This window comes from Acinetobacter stercoris, from assembly GCF_900323515.1.
GTDB lineage: Bacteria > Pseudomonadota > Gammaproteobacteria > Pseudomonadales > Moraxellaceae > Acinetobacter > Acinetobacter stercoris.
The window spans coordinates 1-17,400 of record NZ_OOGT01000071.1 but is presented as its reverse complement, the minus strand read 5'-3'; the positions used below and the strand labels follow the sequence as shown (position 1 = coordinate 17,400).

Sequence of the window (17,400 nt, the reverse complement as noted above, 5' to 3'; positions counted from 1 at the left end):
CAAAAAAATGATTTAAAAAAGATATGCAAATAGATCTCCTGTATATACCTATCGAAAGCATTTTAAAGATATCTATTTGCGATTAGTGTTTATTCTTCTGATTCGTTTGTTACCCTTAATACCTCTTCCAGTGTGGTTTTACCTTTCAAAATTTTTCTTAATCCGTCATCACGAATAGATCCCGCATGTTGCCGTGCATAACCTTCCAGTTCATATTCAGCTGCATTACCATGTACAAGACGACGCATGGGTTCATCAATAGGAACTATTTCATAGATAGCAGTTCGTCCAATGAATCCAATATGTGAACAATGTTCGCACCCATTTGGTTGTGGAAGCTTTAAATTTTCATCAACTTCCAGATGTTTAAACACGTCCTTTTCAAAATCACTGGCATCCCTCCAGGTTACACAGTGCGTACAAAGTGTTCTCACCAATCTTTGTGCGATTACACCAATCAATGAACTGGATAATAAAAATGGCTCAATCCCCATATCTTTAAGACGTGTTACCGCACCGATCGCAGTATTGGTATGTAGTGTTGATAAAACCAAGTGACCTGTTAATGATGCTTGAACTGCAATCTCAGCAGTTTCCAGATCACGAATCTCACCGACCATCACCACATCTGGATCCTGACGTAGCATAGCCTTTAAAGCACGCGCAAAGGTCATATCAACTTTAGTGTTGACTTGTGTCTGTCCAATTCCTTCTAGCTGATATTCAATAGGATCTTCTGCAGTCAAAATATTTTTTGAACCATCATTCAGATCAGAAAGCGCTGCATATAAAGTTGTTGTCTTCCCTGAGCCTGTAGGTCCGGTCACTAAAATAATGCCATGTGGTCGATGCACCAACTGTATCAATCTTTCATAATCATTTGCCATCAACCCCAAATGGCTCATGTTCAAGCGCCCAGCCTGCTTATCAAGTAAACGCATCACTACACGTTCACCATGTGAAGATGGTAATGTCGATACACGAACATCAACTTCACGCCCCGCCAGCCGTAAGGAAATACGGCCATCTTGAGGAATACGTTTTTCAGCGATGTCCAGTTTTGCCATAACCTTGATACGTGAAACCAGAAGTGGAGCTAGTTCACGGCGTGGTTGTACAATTTCTCGAAGCTGCCCATCCACTCTCAATCTAACTGAAAGCTTTTTTTCAAATGATTCAATATGAATATCAGACGCACCGACACGAATCGCTTCAGACAATAATGCGTTAATCAGACGTACAATCGGAGCATCATCTTCCTGATCCATCAAGTCCTCAGTTTCTGGGACTTGATCTGCCAAGCTCAATAGATCTGGATGATCTTCCAGACCTGCTGCAACCTGTTGTGATTCACCTGTTTCACCTGCATAGCTTGAGCTGAGTAAATGATCAAACTCGTCATTAGCACGAATTTGATATTGGGCTGGTCGACCTAAATAACGGCGAGCTTCTTGAATGGCAATTTGTGCGGTATCCTGTCTTCTGACAATATAGACTTGATCGCCTTCGTAACGTAAAAGCACTCCATGCCGCTTCGCAAAACTATATGGTATTTGTAGTTGTTTAAGTACTTGCATTACAACTTATAATGATGATTAAAATTATATTGAGTGTACTCTATGCATATGACAGCGTGAAGTCTGTTTTTATGAATGAATAAGGAATAATCACCGTTGTCCAAGAAAAATGAACATTTAGAACCAGAACTTCCCGATCTAAAATGGTGGGGAGAGCAAAAGTTTGAACTCAATCAATCCAAAGCTTGGCAATTTGGCTCAATGCTTTTGAGGTTAACGCGCGGTTTACAGGAATGGCGGCTGGAATATTATCGTCCAATGATGCAGTTTGACTACGAGCAACAGTGGAGTTGTATTCAGGATGTCCATTTTGCTTTTCCACAACCTGTACATGTCAAACGTTTTATGTTTAGAGAAACACATAATACGTTCCAGCTCATGCCAAGACTTGCAGACCGTTCAGTCGTGATTAAGCCTGTAGACCCGATTTATATTCCTGCTGGTCAGCGTGGTACCTTATATATCAGTACACCATTGTGGATGGCTGGCTTTGTTCAAAGCCAAAAAGAACCTTTGTTTGATCTTCCTGTCATCTTACCCAAGGACACATGGTTTGGTCCTGATAAGCGAAATGGTGAATTGTGTTATGCCACATCCGTCGATGGTAGAACCGAACTTAATTTACTTCGACCCCGTGCATTTCGTGCAGTGACACCAATTGATTTTCATAATATTAGCAATCATCAATTACGCTTCGATAAAATGAATATTCCTGTACCTGCATTACCTCTTTTTTATAGTGAGAGTACAGGTCGCTTATGGACTTCACAGATTAAAGTCATACATGAAGACTCTAATAAACCTCCGCGTATACGTATTGAAAACCGTACACCACCTTTGGCAGGCGAAGTTACATATGTTCATCCACCTCGAACTCCAGGTGGCATGCTGTTTAACATGTTTGATTCATTTTTCTAAGGAGGCATCATGGCAGATACCAATATCACCAAAGATGTAACAGATAGCCTCAAAGGAATATTTACCAACTTTAATACAGATCGTATTACCGAAGTTCTGATTGCTTTAATTCTTTGCTTTATCGGTTTTATTTTAGCACGTGTGGTCTCAAATACCTTTATCCGGACCATTGGACAACGTTTAAATGCCCATCAACGCCTGGTCTGGCGTAGAGGGATTTTTTACTTCATCTTTATTTTGTTTGCAGTTGCAAGTTTAAAAGAAGCTGGCTTTAAACTTAGCGTCTTCCTTGGTGCTGCGGGGATTCTAACCGTTGCTTTGGGTTTTGCTTCACAAACATCGGCATCTAACTTGATCAGCGGTTTATTCTTGATAGGAGAAGGCTCTTTTGCTGTAGGTGATACTATTCAGATCACGCTGATTCGCGGACATACTATTGAAGGAGAAGTCATTTCTATCGATCTTCTTTCAGTCAAGTTGCTCACATTAGATAATGTATTTGTTCGCTTACCGAATGAACAGCTTATTCGAGCCCCTGTGCACAATCTGTCCCGTTTCCCTATTCGGCGCATTCCAATCACACTTGCCATCAATTTTCATGAAGATATCAATAAAGTACGGGAAGTCTTATTAGATGCAGCAAATGATTATGCTCTGGTTCTTGCAGATCCGAAGCCAACATTAAGTGTTACTTCATTTGGTGAATCATCCATTGAACTTTTATTTGCACTTTGGTGTAGGCAAGAAAACTACTTGCAAGTCAAAGATCAAATGCATGAAATTATTCGCGACCGTTTTGTAGAAAATCAGATAGAAATCCCTGTACCTAAAATTGGTTTTGTTGATCGACCAGCAGCATCTGCACCTTTAAGTAATGAAGACCTAGATACCTATGGCAATGCGCAAGAAATCAAACGTGAGCCAAAATTGTAATTATTTGCTCTTGGTCTGGCTATTGTTACTTTTCCTATTAAAAGGTAACAATAGCCATTTTTCAGCAAATAGACTCACCCGCGGAGTCCATACAATCAATATATCTAGTCTGATAAAATGGTTACTTAGAATAGGATTCAAACATTTTCATTCATTGAAAATTTTATTTTTTAAAATATTTAGCAATCAATAAATTAAGTAACGTGAGTTCGACGCAACTACTTCTTTAACTTATTGAAAAGCAATGATCTTAGCGGAGTCTTGCTGAGTTTTTATCCAATTTTGGGATCAGCCTGCGGCTCGCCATACTTTTGTTTCGGCAAAAGTATGCAAAACCATTGTCATCCGCAAAACTCGTCAGCCACTAGCAACATATTCAATAAGTCGCAGAAACAATACATTATAAAAGAAGTCCTACCTCAAACAGTTGCGGATGACGTTTCCGAGTATCATGTTTCATTAAGAGTTTTATATCGAACTCAGGTTAAGTATTTTCCCCTTCATCAAAACAACGAAGGAGAAAATATTATAAAACCTATTTGTTATCTTCAATGGCAAGCTGTTCCGGCTCTGGAATCGGCGCAATATAAGCAATAATTAGCATTACAAATCCTGCTCCCAGAAATGAAACAACTCTGGTCAATGTTCCAACATGTGATAAATCAAACAGTACCAGTTTTAAGGTCACCAACACCAAAATACTACCACCAAGAATCCACATGGAACGTAGACTCTTACGACTTGCCAGACTCATGGTAATCAATGCCAGGCAAACCCAAAGCAAAGTAAAGCTGAGTTGAACCGTACCATCCTGCCATATTTGTAGTGAGTTATAAGGTGTATCCAGATACATATGCAAAGCGCGTAACACGATATAACTACAAAGCCATAACAAGCTTAGCACGATCAGAACAGCAACAATGCCACGATCCAGACCGGTTTTTAATTGCAGTGATAACATCCAGATAAAGCCTGCGAGCATGGCGATACTCACCAGATCAAATGGGTTTAAAATCGGAAACAGGTAGGCTTGAAAAGCTTGGGCAGAAAAAAGTTGTGAACAAATGATCCATATCATCATTAACGCAAGGCTGGTACGCGCTTGCCAGAACATATTCCAGTCCTGATTTTTTTGCCAAAAACACCATCCACAAAATAACAAAGGCAATATCACTACACTGATATAAGGCATACCTGGAATCAGACTCAAACTGGTGAGACTCAAACTGCAAAACGCCCCCAGGCTTACCCATTCCTTTTCAAAATGAACACATTGAAACGGTCTTAACCACACAGTAAACAATAACAAACCTGACAGTGCAAAACCGAATCTCTCAGTTGCACTATTCCAAATCAAAATTCCATGTTGAGTATGATCAACCAGTACAATCAATGCAAAAACAAGTACAGGGATGACACCAAACCACTTAGGTATGAGCCATGACCAATCAGCTTTACGTAACAGCATCATTTCATTCATAAGCACATAACTTAAGCTTAGAATAAATAAAGGGATAACAAACTGGTTCGTTCCATCGACCTCATCCCGAATTAAAACCAATAACATCGTAGTTGCTGATAATGTCAAGATCGAAAAAAAACTGGTCGTCGTTGAGCTTAATTGTTTTTGATAGGATTCCTGACTATTTGCCAGAAGGACAACTGCTACATAACATAGACTCAAAACCCAGTACATGCTACGAGGGAATTCGGGTAATTCGACAAGATAGTAAAAACTAAAAATACCTGCACTTATCAATAAGCCCATCGCCAGATAACGGCTAACATTAGACTGTTTGTGGAGTGAAAAAATAAAAATCACAACACCTTCAACAGCCCAGCCAATCACACTCCACTCTTCAGGTAGCAGGATCGGGGGAATCAGGGCGATAAAGATGAGGGTCAGGCTTAAATAACTCTGGGAAATCAGTTGAACCAGTTGATTACGTTTTGCCAGCTGATATAGTCCTGCATAAGCCAATGCAAATGCCAGACTGAACCCAGCCTGCCAAAAACTTTCTTTGAAATACATCAGATAAATAAAAATAAAACCAACAATTGGTGCACCAAAGATCAAGGCAATATCTAATGCAGGTTTAAGTTTGAACTCTTCTACATCTTTTTTGGCAATCAGTTGACTAAACCTGAATGATAGCCATACAAATACTGCTGTATGTGCCAGTACCAGTAATGCCAAATGATGACGTTCATCTACATATCCATGTGTAAAAGCATAAAGCCCGCCAACAACAACTGTAATCAAAAAGGCAATCTGGTTCAGGATTTTCCAGGGACGAAGTGTGCTTAAAACAGCAACTGCCAAATTGATCAGTAAATAATAGGTAATCAACTCAATCGCTGTCGCATCTCGAACAGGCAAGGTAAATGGAGCAAGATAAGCAACCACCATCGCCATGAGTGCCAGCTCGATTGATTGTTGTCTTAAACTTAATATCAAAGTTGCGAGCATCAGCAGTGCAAAGCAGAGACTGGCAACTCCTAAACTGGCTATAACATGATTGTAATAAGCAAAAAATAATGTCAGAAAAAGTCCTGCTAAACCAAGCCCTTCCAAGGCTAATGCAAAACTCCTATTTTTAGATTGCATTACCAAACCAATAAGTGCGATAGCAAAACTCATCACGGCCACAATCAACAACTTAAATGCCAGACTCAGCTGCCAATGTTCTGTTGCAAAACGCAGTAATAAAACAACACCGATGACTAAAACAATAATCGCAATTTTTAAGACAGGATTCCCCTGAAAAATCCATTGTTTTATTTGTTCAAATAACCCTAATTGTTGACCCTGCGAGGTTACTGAACGCATGTCTTGTGATAAGGATTGTTCAGGTGTGGTCGTGATCTGCCCAGTTTGAATCTGCTGTTCAATCATATTCAAATAGGCTTCTAAACGCCTTAACCACCTCAGAAAATAAAAAATCCATCCCGTAAGCCCGAAACCAATCATCCAGCTCCAATGCATTGCAATTCCAACGATTGCGATAACAGAGGAAATATATAAAGGAACTTTTGATGCCAGATAAAATGGTTGTTTAATCTGGCTTGAAATATCCTGAATCGGTTTTTGAATCTGATCGACATACTGCATTACACTCATCACAAATGCCAGACCACAAACATAAGTTAAAATACGTGTACTTTCATCTAAAAACCATGCCCCGACAGCGATGATCACCAAGACCATCAGCCAAATCACCCGGATTTCACTCCGCCCTTTCAGCATACTTATAATTACTCAAATCCTATTCATTTGATCATACAACAGTAATTCATCAACAAAAGCTGTATTCATCAGATATTCGGTAACGCTGTGTCACCAGAGATCTGCTTAATTGCAAAAAATCACGTACAATAAAACTATTCATAGAATTAGGAATTTTTCGATGCCACCATTTGTCTTGGTCGATGGGTCATATTTTTTATTTCGGGCTTTCCATGCACTGCCACCGTTAACCACTTCAACAGGTTTACACACCAATGCAATCCGTGGCGCAATTTCAGCAATCCAAAAACTGATGCGTCGTACTCAACCTACGCATATGGCTGTAATTTTCGATACACCAGAACCTACTTTCCGTCATAAATTATCACCGATCTATAAAGGTGACCGTCCAAGCATGCCTGATGAGCTGGCTGAGCAAATTCCATATCTGCATGCACTTATCCGTGCCTTAGGTATCCCTTTGCATGCCTTACCTGGGGCTGAAGCCGATGATATTATCGGTACATTAGCAAAACGTGCTGAAGCTCAAGGCTACCAGGTACTGATTTCAACTGGTGACAAAGATATGGCCCAGCTGGTAACAGAGAAAGTTACCCTGGAAGATAGCTTCAAAGACAAACCTATGGATATAAATGGTGTTTTTGAAAAATTCGGGGTGTGGCCAAATCAGATTATTGATTATCTAACGTTAATGGGTGATGCATCTGACGGTATTATGGGTGTTCCTGGTGTTGGAGCAAAAACTGCCGCTAAACTCTTGAATGAATATGGTGATCTAAATAATATTATCGCCAATGCTGCCAACATCAAAGGTAAAATTGGGCAAAGCATCCAGGATAACATAGAAGGTATTCGACTCGATCATCAGCTTGCCAGCATCATCTGTGATCTGGACATGGGCTTGGTCTATGATGATCTAAAACTGACAGATCCTAACGTTGAAGAGCTTCGTCGTCTATATACAGAACTTGAGTTCCGTAATCAGTTACAATCCCTTGACCACCCGAACAATCCAAATAATTCTAACTATAAACAAACGGCTAAAGCAGCAGCGACAACAAACTCCGAAGCCGAGACCATTAAAACAGAAGATCAGGCCAATATCAGCAGTGTTGATGATCTACTTGGGCAGGCAAACTATCATACTGTTTTAACTCAGGATGCTTGGGATAAGCTATTTCAACGTTTAAGTACTGAAAAACGTTTTGCAATTGATACCGAAACCACCAGTCTGGATTATCGCCAAGCAGCGATGGTCGGCTTCTCAGTTGCTTTTGATGCAAATGATGCTTATTACATTCCTCTTGCACATGATTATGAAGGTGCGCCAGAGCAATTAAACCGAGAAGAAATTCTCAAACAAATCAAACCTATTTTAGAAGATAAATCCGTTGAGAAGATTGGACATCATTTAAAATACGATGCTCATATTTTCGCGAATCATGGCATTGAGCTTCAGGGCTGGTATTTCGATACCATGCTGGCTTCTTATGTGCTTAATTCTGTCGCTACTCGTCATGGTATGGATGATGTAGCCCGTTTATATTTAAGTCACCTGACAACCACTTTTGAACAGGTTGCAGGAAAAGGCGCAAAACAAAAAACCTTCAACCAGATCGAAATCGAAACAGCAGCGCATTATGCAGCTGAAGATGCACATGTCACCTATCGTTTATATGAAGTTTTAGATCGCAAACTTTCAGCAACTCCAGAGCTGGTCAACATCTTGCACAATATTGAAATGCCTGTAGCACGTGTACTCAGTATTATGGAAGAAAATGGCATAGAACTTGATTTAAGCTTCCTTGATCAACTGAGTGTTGAGTTTACTGAAACGATTCAAAATCTGGAAAATCAGATCATTGATCTGGCAGGTCAGGAATTTAATGTCAGTTCTCCTAAACAGGTTGGCGAGATCCTTTTTGATAAACTTGGATTAAAAGGTGGTAAAAAGACCGCCACTGGTCAATACAGCACCAGTGAAAGTGTATTGGAAAAAATTGATCATCCAATTACTGAGCTGATTATTGAATATCGTGGCTTAACCAAGCTAAAAGGTACCTATACTGAAGGTTTATCCAAACAGGCAAACCCTGAAACCCATCGAGTACACACCAGCTATCATCAGGCATTAACAGCAACTGGACGTTTATCCTCTACAGATCCAAACCTGCAAAATATTCCTATCCGTGAAGAAATTGGTCGTCAAATCCGTAAAGCCTTTATCGCACCAGAAGGTCGTGTCTTGCTTGCAGCCGATTATTCTCAAATCGAACTACGTTTAATGGCTCATTTTTCTCAAGATGAAGCACTTGTTCATGCTTTCCAGCATGGTCAGGATGTGCATAGACGGACTGCTTCTGAAGTGTTAGGCATTCCTATTGAAGATGTGACGAGCGATCAGCGTCGCCAAGCGAAAGCCGTAAACTTTGGACTACTTTATGGTATGTCTGAATTTGGTCTGATTCGTCAGCTAGGATTTACCCGTCAAGAATCTCAGGACTATATCAAACAATATTTCCATCGTTATCCTGGTATTTATGAATACATGCAACGTACCCGCCAAGTTGCACACGAACAAGGCTTTGTCGAAACCATTTTAGGACGACGTTTGTATACACCTGATATTGATGCCCGTAACATGATGGTTCGTAAAGGTGCTGAGCGCGCAGCAATTAATGCCCCACTTCAAGGTAGCGCTGCAGAAATTATAAAAATGGCAATGATTGAAGTCGAAAAAATATTGCCCGAAGATCAGGCAAAACTTCTGCTTCAGGTACACGATGAATTGGTATTTGAAGTTGACGAAAAGATTGCAGATGAACTGGCTAAAACAATACGTGATGTCATGCAAGATGTTGTAAAACTATCTGTTCCTTTGGTCGTAGAAGTTGGACAAGGGCGTAACTGGGATGAAGCACATTAACAACTTTTAACTCTTTCCTCCTTTTAGGAGGAAGGCTGGATAGAAGTCATCTTTCCTAATGTTGATTTAAAAGGAAATGATTAAAGCCCAATGTTAATCATCTCTGGAAATTCTTGATTTACAGAACATTTATTAAATTTTTCTAAAGATCAGGAAAATAAAAAGGACTCATTTAGAGTCCTTTTTATTTATGATCACTTAAAGCCCTGTTAATAATGCTTTAGCCACTTCACTCATTAAAATATCAGCAATATAAAGCGCAAAGAAAGCCAAGATAGGTGATAAATCAATCATTCCCATATTCGGTAAAATCTTGCGAAACGGTGCCAATAAAGGCTCTGCCAAATCCTGAATCACTTCAATATAAGGGGAACGTGATTGTGTAAACATCACCACCCAACTTAAAATAATCGTTGCAAAAATCAAGTAACGACAAAAACGGATCAAATCCTGAATCATGGTGACAAAAGTTAAAATCACCAAATGTACCGGACTGTTCGGCATCGCCCCTGACAAATACATAATCCCAAAAATCTTGAGTAAATAAAGTACGATCAACAAAACAATCGCAGCTAAATTCACTCGGCCTTTGGCTAGTGGTGGGAAGATTCGTCCAAAAATATCCACAATTTTCGTTGCCTTTACTGTGGACATGACAACTGGATTATACGGATTGACCATCGCCAGTTGCATTAAAAAACGGAAGAATACAAGCAAAATCGCAACGTTAATGATAATGCCAAAAATTAGCGCAGAATTTGCACCCATACTTGAACTTTCCTAATTAAATCGATTACTTCGTGCTATCACTTAATTCTTGAGCTAATTCTTGACTACGCTTCTGCGCGGCAGCTAAAGCTGTTTGAATATTTTGTGAAATTTGTGCACGATCAAAAACTTCCAAAGCCGCCTGAGTTGTCCCATTTGGTGAAGTCACATTTTTACGTAATTCTGCTGGCGTACTTGAACTGGTAATCGCCATTTGTGCAGCCCCCAATGCAGTCTGTAATGTTAAAGCAGTTGCAACCTTTTCATCCAGCCCCAAATTTTTACCCGCACGAATCATGCTTTCCATCATATAAAAGAAATAAGCAGGTCCCGAACCTGAAACAGCAGTAACCGCATCAATTTGAGCTTCAGAATTTACCCAGATGGTTAAACCTGTTGCTGCCAATACCTGACTTGCAAGTTCACGATCTTTGGCATCTACTGATTCATACGCAAATAGACCATGAGCACCAGTTTGTACCAGTGCCGGTGTATTTGGCATCACACGAACTACCCGCTCAGCACCTGTCAAATCTTCAATAGTCTTGATTTCAGCACCAGCAACAATAGAAATAATCAGTTTTCCATCAAACAAACCTTTTAATGGTTTTAATACAGAGGCTAAAACTTGAGGTTTAACAGCAAAAACAACCACATCTGCATTTTGAATCGCAGCAATATTATCTTCAGTTACATGAACATCTTTTTCTTGTAATAACTGACGAACTTTTTCTACAGGGTCAGATACTGTTATACGCGTTGCAGGTAAACCACGACTGATCAAGCCACCAATCAGGGCTTGAGCCATATTACCACCACCAATAAAACAGATATTACAATTTAAAGCTGAATTCATGAATCTATCTCTACCCTGAATTTGTTCTTAATCTGACCGTAATTTGGGCTGCCACCCCCCCACTTCACAATAAGGAGACTCTGCCAGCCAAAACCCTTTCGGTGTCAAAACACCAAGCATAACATTATCTATGCTTAATATTTGAATTGTATGACGCATCCATGGAAAAATTTGTGCTTCTTGAATTGCTTTTTTCAATGGCCACGTACCTACCCGCCCAAATAAATGAAGTTTCTCACCACCTTGACGCAACTTTAATTGCAGTTTTTTTCCCAGTAATGCACCAGATAGCCCCACTTCACTTGTTTCAATTTGAAAAGAGCCGGAAGCAACATCCAATTTCTGATGTAACTGACAACAAATTGAATACTCTTGCATACTAGGTGCATTTGTTTCTGCTAGATACTGCTCTTTTGTTAAACGGTATAAAATCTTTTGATATCGGACATAATAATATCCATTCCAATACAAGGCTGCCTGTCGATCTTGCTTGGAATAGATAACCTCATTTTGCAAACGTTCGACCATTTCAAATGCTGGACGATAACCATCTAAACCTTTCATCCATCCAGATAATAGTTGTCTTTGTCTTGATCTGGAAAGTTCCCCCAGTTTGAGCAAATCAAGCTGATTCTGATCACCACAAAACTGTAAATCCTGCTCATAGACTTCATCCAGTATCTCTTGGGCATCCTGCATCAGATAACTGGTACGGGCCAGAGCCTGCTGCATTTTTGGGTAACGGCTTTGCAAAATATTCCAAAGCTCATTACGACACCACGCCCGATCATAATGCGTATCCAGATTGGTCGGATCATCAATATAAGTAATATTCAGCTCGGACACCCATTGGCAAATCTGCTCACGAGAAACATTTAAAAGTGGACGCCAGATCGATAATTGGTCCCGATGATCCAGATAGCGCATTGCAGATAAGCCACTTACTCCTGCACCAGACAGAAGCCTAAGTAAAAGTGTTTCAGCCTGATCCTGTTGGTGATGTGCCAAAACCAATATTTCATCGGGATGTAAATGCTGCTGATATGCCTGATATCGTGCATTACGTGCCTGATTTTCCAGATTCCCCTGTTGAACATTCACTTTTTGAATAACATAAGAAATATTCAACAACTGACATTGCTGGGCAACAAAGTCCCCCCATTCACTACTCATGCTTTGTAATTGGTGATCAATATAGATTGCACGAATTTTTTCAGGGCACAAAAAAGACATCAGATGTAGCAACAACATGGAATCCATGCCACCACTACATCCGATTAGAAAACGAGTCTGTTCAGGAAATTCGTTTAACTGTTTTAAGACGCCAAGCCTAAATTGTCGCTGCCAAACTTCATTAAACGTTGATAACGTGCTTCGCATCGTTCATCAGCTTCCATAGGTTGAATTTCATCAAGCGCCTGTTTTAAAACAACTTTAAGTTTTTCCATCACTTCAAGAGGATGTAGATGGGCACCTTCGCCCTCGTCTACAACATATTCTACAATACCAATCTTTTGAAGTTTATCTGCTGTCAAAGCCAATGCATCACTGGCTTGCTCTGCCTTTTCAGCAGTTTTCCAAAGAATAGATGCACAACCTTCGGGAGAAATAACAGAATAAATGCTGTGTGAAAGCATAATTACACGATCAGCAACGCCTATACCAAGTGCACCGCCTGAGCCGCCTTCACCTAAAACTGTTGCAATAACAGGCACTTTTAAACTTGATAGTTGAGCAAGACTGGTTGCAATCGCTTCTGCCTGACCGCGCTCTTCTGCACCCACACCTGGATACGCACCCATTGTATCAATAAAGGTAAATACTGGAAGATTAAAACGCTCAGCCATATCTAGCAGACGCTGAGATTTACGATAACCTTCCGGATTACACATACCAAAATTGTGCTGCAGTTTTTCACGTGTACTACGTCCACGATGCTGACCAACAACCATGACAGGTTGACCGTCCAAACGTGCTAAACCACCAACCATTGCACCATCATCGCCATACAGACGGTCACCATGCAAGGTATCAAATTCGGTAAATATTTCACTCACATAATCTAAAAATTGCGGACGGTCTGGATGACGCGCAATTTGAACAGTTTTCCATGCTTTAGACTGAGCAGCTTTATTTTTCATAAGTCGATCATTATCCTTAAATTAACAAATAAGGTCTCGAAATTAATGTGTATTCAAGCACCTGTGTTAACTGATAAATTGTTCACCGATTGATTTTAATCGATAAATTGTTCCGACTGAATATTCAATTCAATATCCCAATGCCTGAACTGGACTTGCTCATCATGCAAATCAGCAACAAGCAGAGGCCATTGTTTGGCATCACCAGAAACGCTGAGTTGCCATTGTTGCTCATCCTGTATACTTAATTCAATGGCAGGAAGCATCTCATCGCTGCGACTGTGATTTAATAAAACGGCTAGGCGCAGAATCAAACACAGATAAAGAAGTGTCGCCCCACCCACTTTTAACACGTCATTTTTTGTATCTGAACGTAATTTTCGTCGATGATGAGCGACCAAATGTGCCAAATGATTCTGATCAATCTGAGAAAAACCAGGGATATCGGAATGCTGCAACAAATATGCACTATGACGTTGATAACCACTGTGACTAATTGCTAAACCAATTTCATGCAAATAAGCAGCACGGCGCAATAAATCACTATCATCACTGGTCAAATGAAGTTTTTCAGCAACACCATCAAATAAATGCTGCGCGGTATCAACAACACGTTGCGCTTGTTTGGCATCAGCACCATAGCGACCCATCATCGCTTGAACGCTACGATCACGGATATCTTCGTGCTGGAAGCGCCCAAGTAAGTCATACATGACCCCTTCACGCAATGCACCATCTGAATAGACCAACTTATCCAGATTCAATATTTGAAAAACAGCATATAAAATTGCAATACCTGCGGGTAACACTGCACGACGATCTTCTTTAAGACCGACAAAATCCATGTCTGAAACATGTTTAAATTTTAGCAACTTATCTTTTAGTTTTTCTATGCCTTCGCGAGTCAGGGTTTCCTGTTCATCACTCCAGCCCATATTCACGGCAATCTGACGACAGGCCTTGATCGTCCCACTCGAACCTACAACCGTATCCCAGCCCTCAGCCTTATAAGTATTGGCAATTGCCGAAAGTTCCTTACGAGCTGCAACAACGGCTTTATCAAAAGACTTTTGGCTGATTTCTCCATCAGGAAAATAAGATTTGGTATATGCCACACATCCCATTTGTAAAGATTCGGTATGAATCGGCTCAAACTCTTCACCAATAATCAATTCCGTGGAACCACCACCAATATCAATCACCAGACGACGACCACTATTCGCCATCGTATGCGAAACACCAAGATAAATTAGTCGGGCTTCTTCTCGTCCTGCAATAATTTCAATGGGTTTGGGAAGTATACCCGCTGCTTTCTGGATAAATTCATGACCATTTTTTGCCTGACGTAAAGCATTCGTCGCAACAATACGTAAACGGTTTGGTTGAACTGAACTCAAACGCCCCACAAAACGGGCCAGGCAATCCAGACCACGTTGCTGAGCCACTTCTGTCAAATTTTTATTTTCATCTAAACCAGCACCTAGCTGTACTTTTTCTGACATTGAAGCGACTTTTTTAACTTCGCCATGATCCACACGTGCAATCGCAAGGTGAAAACTATTTGACCCCATATCAATGGCAGCTAGTAATTCTTCATCAATCAAAAAATCAGACATTATAAAACTAACTCTTTTAGAATTGTGCTTAGAGTAATTCACTGACATGCAATTGAAAAGCCATTTATTTAGACAAAGTGATGAGTTTTTATTTTTTCTTCATATATGACAATTATATTACAAAAACAGCATATTTTGGATAAGAAATATACACCTAGCTCTTGCTGGTCGCTGTATTTTTAACCTGATATTGTGATCATCTATTAAACATATCGAATATTCAAATCGAAAATTTACATATCCCACTACTTTGATCAAGTTAGCTATGTAATACTTATAGTCATAGATGTAATCTTAAAATTATTTTGGAGCAAAATCCATGTCTGGAAATATTGTTAATACAACAGATGCTAACTTTGAAGCAGATGTTCTAAAATCTGAAACCCCTGTTCTTGTAGATTTCTGGGCAGGTTGGTGCGCACCTTGTAAAGCTATTGCACCAGTATTAGAAGCACTTTCTACAGAATACGAAGGTAAAGTTAAAATCGTTAAAGTTGATGTGACTTCATGCGAAGCAACTGCTGTGAACTATAATATTCGTAACATTCCAGCTTTGTTAATGTTCAAAGACGGTGAAGTTGTTGCTCAACAAATCGGTGCTGTGCCTAAATCAAAATTGACTGCTTTCATTGATGAAAACATTTAATTTAATCTGGGGCTGAAATCTGCTTTTTAAAACGATTTGCTCCCCATTTAAAATACGCCATCTCAACATGGCGTATTTTTTTTCGTCTATAAATTGACAAATCCCCCATTCTCACTTATATTCCATGCTCAAGGAACATTTGGATAATCTTTACTTTCCCAGTTTCTTAAAAGACACAACACATAAGATCGCCGCTCGGCAACAGAAATTGTTTTACACATTTCTCCTCGAAAGAACTTAATCAGATTCTGAGTTTGTTATTGTGCAAATACAATTGCGTCTCACCTTTTGCAATGCGGCTGACTTTTGCTTATCTATATCTGTGTATCACACATCCTTTATCAATCTGACCATATATGAATTTAACCGAACTCAAGAAAAAACCGATTGGCGAACTCATCAAGATTGCTGAGTTTATGGGCCTGGAAGGAATGGCTCGTAACCGCAAACAAGATATTATCTTTGCCATTTTAAAGCGTCACGCGATGAATGGTGAGGAAATCTTTGGGGATGGCGTTCTTGAAATTCTCTCTGATGGTTTTGGTTTCTTGCGCTCAGCCGCAGGTTCTTACCTTGCAGGTCCTGATGACATTTATGTGAGTCCATCACAAATTCGTCGCTTCAACCTGCGTACGGGTGACACAATTACGGGGACGATTCGCCCGCCAAAAGAAGGCGAACGTTATTTTGCTTTACTCAAAGTTAATCAAATTAACTACGATACACCTGAAAATTCACGTAACAAAATTTTATTTGAAAACTTGACCCCTCTTTTCCCTACAGAACAGCTTGTAATGGAACTGGGGAACGGTTCAACAGAAGACTTAACTGCACGTGTAGTTGATCTCGTCGCACCGATTGGTAAAGGACAACGTTCTATTATCGTTGCACCACCAAAAGCGGGTAAGACCATGCTATTACAAAACATCGCTCAGTCGATTGTTCGTAATAACCCAGAAGTTTTCCTTATCGTACTTCTCATTGACGAGCGTCCTGAAGAAGTCACCGAAATGGAACGTACAGTTCGTGGTGAAGTTGTTGCATCTACATTTGATGAATCACCTGCCCGTCACGTACAAGTTGCTGAAATGGTGATTGAAAAAGCGAAACGTCTTGTAGAACATAAAAAAGATGTTGTAATTTTACTTGATTCGATTACCCGTCTTGCCCGTGCATATAACACCGTAATTCCTTCATCAGGTAAGGTGTTGACTGGTGGTGTCGATGCACATGCCCTAGAACGCCCTAAACGCTTCTTTGGTGCAGCACGTAACATTGAAGAAGGTGGTTCATTAACGATTATTTCTACTGCCCTGATTGAAACAGGCAGTAAAATGGATGACGTCATCTACGAAGAATTCAAGGGTACTGGTAACCAAGAAATTACTCTTGATCGCCGAATCGCAGAAAAACGTGTATTCCCAGCAATGAACATCAAGAAATCAGGTACTCGTCGCGAAGAGCGCTTAATGAGCGAAGAAAACCTGCGTAAAGTATGGATTCTACGTAAACTTCTGCACCCAATGGACGAGCTTGCGGCAATGGAATTCTTACTTGACCGTATGAAAGAGACCAAAACCAATGATGATTTCTTCGATCAAATGAAACGCAAAGCTGCGAATTAATCGAAAATTCATTTTTCAGTAAAAAGGCTATCATTAACGATAGCCTTTTTATTTGGTTGACTTCACTTACATAAATATACACTTTGTGAGTCACTCTGTAACTTTTTTTACAAGCACTTGATTATACAAAAATAAGTTCAACTAAAC

At 40.0% G+C, this 17,400-nt stretch carries 12 protein-coding genes; 5 read left to right on the top strand and 7 right to left on the bottom strand.

What is annotated here, in order from left to right; translation table 11 throughout:
• Positions 1-89: 89 nt before the first annotated feature.
• Positions 90-1,577: a type II secretion system ATPase GspE gene (gspE, locus tag KPC_RS09275; RefSeq protein WP_121974096.1), complete on the bottom strand. Its 1,488-nt coding sequence runs from the start codon at positions 1,575-1,577 to the stop codon at positions 90-92.
• 96 nt (positions 1,578-1,673) lie between these two features.
• Here gspE and KPC_RS09270 point away from each other — a divergent pair, with 96 nt between their 5' ends.
• Complete coding sequence (locus KPC_RS09270; RefSeq protein ID WP_121974095.1) at positions 1,674-2,495, top strand: hypothetical protein; 822 nt, start codon at positions 1,674-1,676, stop codon at positions 2,493-2,495.
• Between the two features lie 9 nt (positions 2,496-2,504).
• The gene (locus KPC_RS09265) at positions 2,505-3,428 is read left to right on the top strand and encodes a mechanosensitive ion channel family protein (protein WP_121974094.1); all 924 of its coding nucleotides are present in this window, start codon (positions 2,505-2,507) and stop codon (positions 3,426-3,428) included.
• A gap of 535 nt (positions 3,429-3,963) precedes the next feature.
• Here KPC_RS09265 and KPC_RS09260 read toward each other — a convergent pair.
• Positions 3,964-6,675, bottom strand: a complete 2,712-nt coding sequence (locus KPC_RS09260; RefSeq protein WP_121974093.1) for a DUF2339 domain-containing protein — start codon at positions 6,673-6,675, stop codon at positions 3,964-3,966.
• Positions 6,676-6,835: 160 nt separating this feature from the next.
• Between KPC_RS09260 and polA the strand changes: the two genes are divergently transcribed.
• Positions 6,836-9,601 carry a DNA polymerase I gene (gene polA / locus KPC_RS09255; protein WP_121974092.1) on the top strand — a complete coding sequence of 922 codons (2,766 nt, stop codon included), beginning with the start codon at positions 6,836-6,838 and terminating at the stop codon, positions 9,599-9,601.
• A 198-nt stretch (positions 9,602-9,799) separates the two neighbouring features.
• Here polA and KPC_RS09250 read toward each other — a convergent pair whose 3' ends face one another.
• From KPC_RS09250 to ppx, 5 genes are all read right to left on the bottom strand, one after another.
• The gene (locus KPC_RS09250; protein WP_121974091.1) at positions 9,800-10,369 is read right to left on the bottom strand and encodes a YggT family protein; all 570 of its coding nucleotides are present in this window, start codon (positions 10,367-10,369) and stop codon (positions 9,800-9,802) included.
• Positions 10,370-10,394: 25 nt separating this feature from the next.
• Positions 10,395-11,225 carry a pyrroline-5-carboxylate reductase gene (gene proC, locus KPC_RS09245; protein ID WP_121974090.1) on the bottom strand — a complete coding sequence of 277 codons (831 nt, stop codon included), beginning with the start codon at positions 11,223-11,225 and terminating at the stop codon, positions 10,395-10,397.
• 27 nt (positions 11,226-11,252) lie between these two features.
• Positions 11,253-12,605 carry a tRNA lysidine(34) synthetase TilS gene (gene tilS / locus KPC_RS09240; RefSeq protein WP_121974089.1) on the bottom strand — a complete coding sequence of 451 codons (1,353 nt, stop codon included), beginning with the start codon at positions 12,603-12,605 and terminating at the stop codon, positions 11,253-11,255.
• Positions 12,542-13,366, bottom strand: coding sequence for an acetyl-CoA carboxylase carboxyltransferase subunit alpha (locus tag KPC_RS09235; RefSeq protein ID WP_121974088.1), 825 nt, complete (start codon positions 13,364-13,366; stop codon positions 12,542-12,544). The genes tilS and KPC_RS09235 overlap by 64 nt, the downstream gene beginning before the upstream one ends.
• Before the next feature lie 95 nt (positions 13,367-13,461).
• A complete protein-coding gene (ppx, locus tag KPC_RS09230; protein ID WP_121974087.1) occupies positions 13,462-14,982 on the bottom strand; it encodes an exopolyphosphatase in 1,521 nt (506 codons plus the stop codon).
• A 319-nt stretch (positions 14,983-15,301) separates the two neighbouring features.
• Between ppx and trxA the strand changes: the two genes are divergently transcribed.
• Positions 15,302-15,628: a thioredoxin gene (gene trxA / locus KPC_RS09225; protein WP_121974086.1), complete on the top strand. Its 327-nt coding sequence runs from the start codon at positions 15,302-15,304 to the stop codon at positions 15,626-15,628.
• A gap of 356 nt (positions 15,629-15,984) precedes the next feature.
• On the top strand, positions 15,985-17,253 hold the full coding sequence (gene rho, locus KPC_RS09220; RefSeq protein ID WP_121974085.1) for a transcription termination factor Rho: 1,269 nt from the start codon (positions 15,985-15,987) through the stop codon (positions 17,251-17,253).
• The last annotated feature ends 147 nt before the right edge of the window (positions 17,254-17,400 follow it).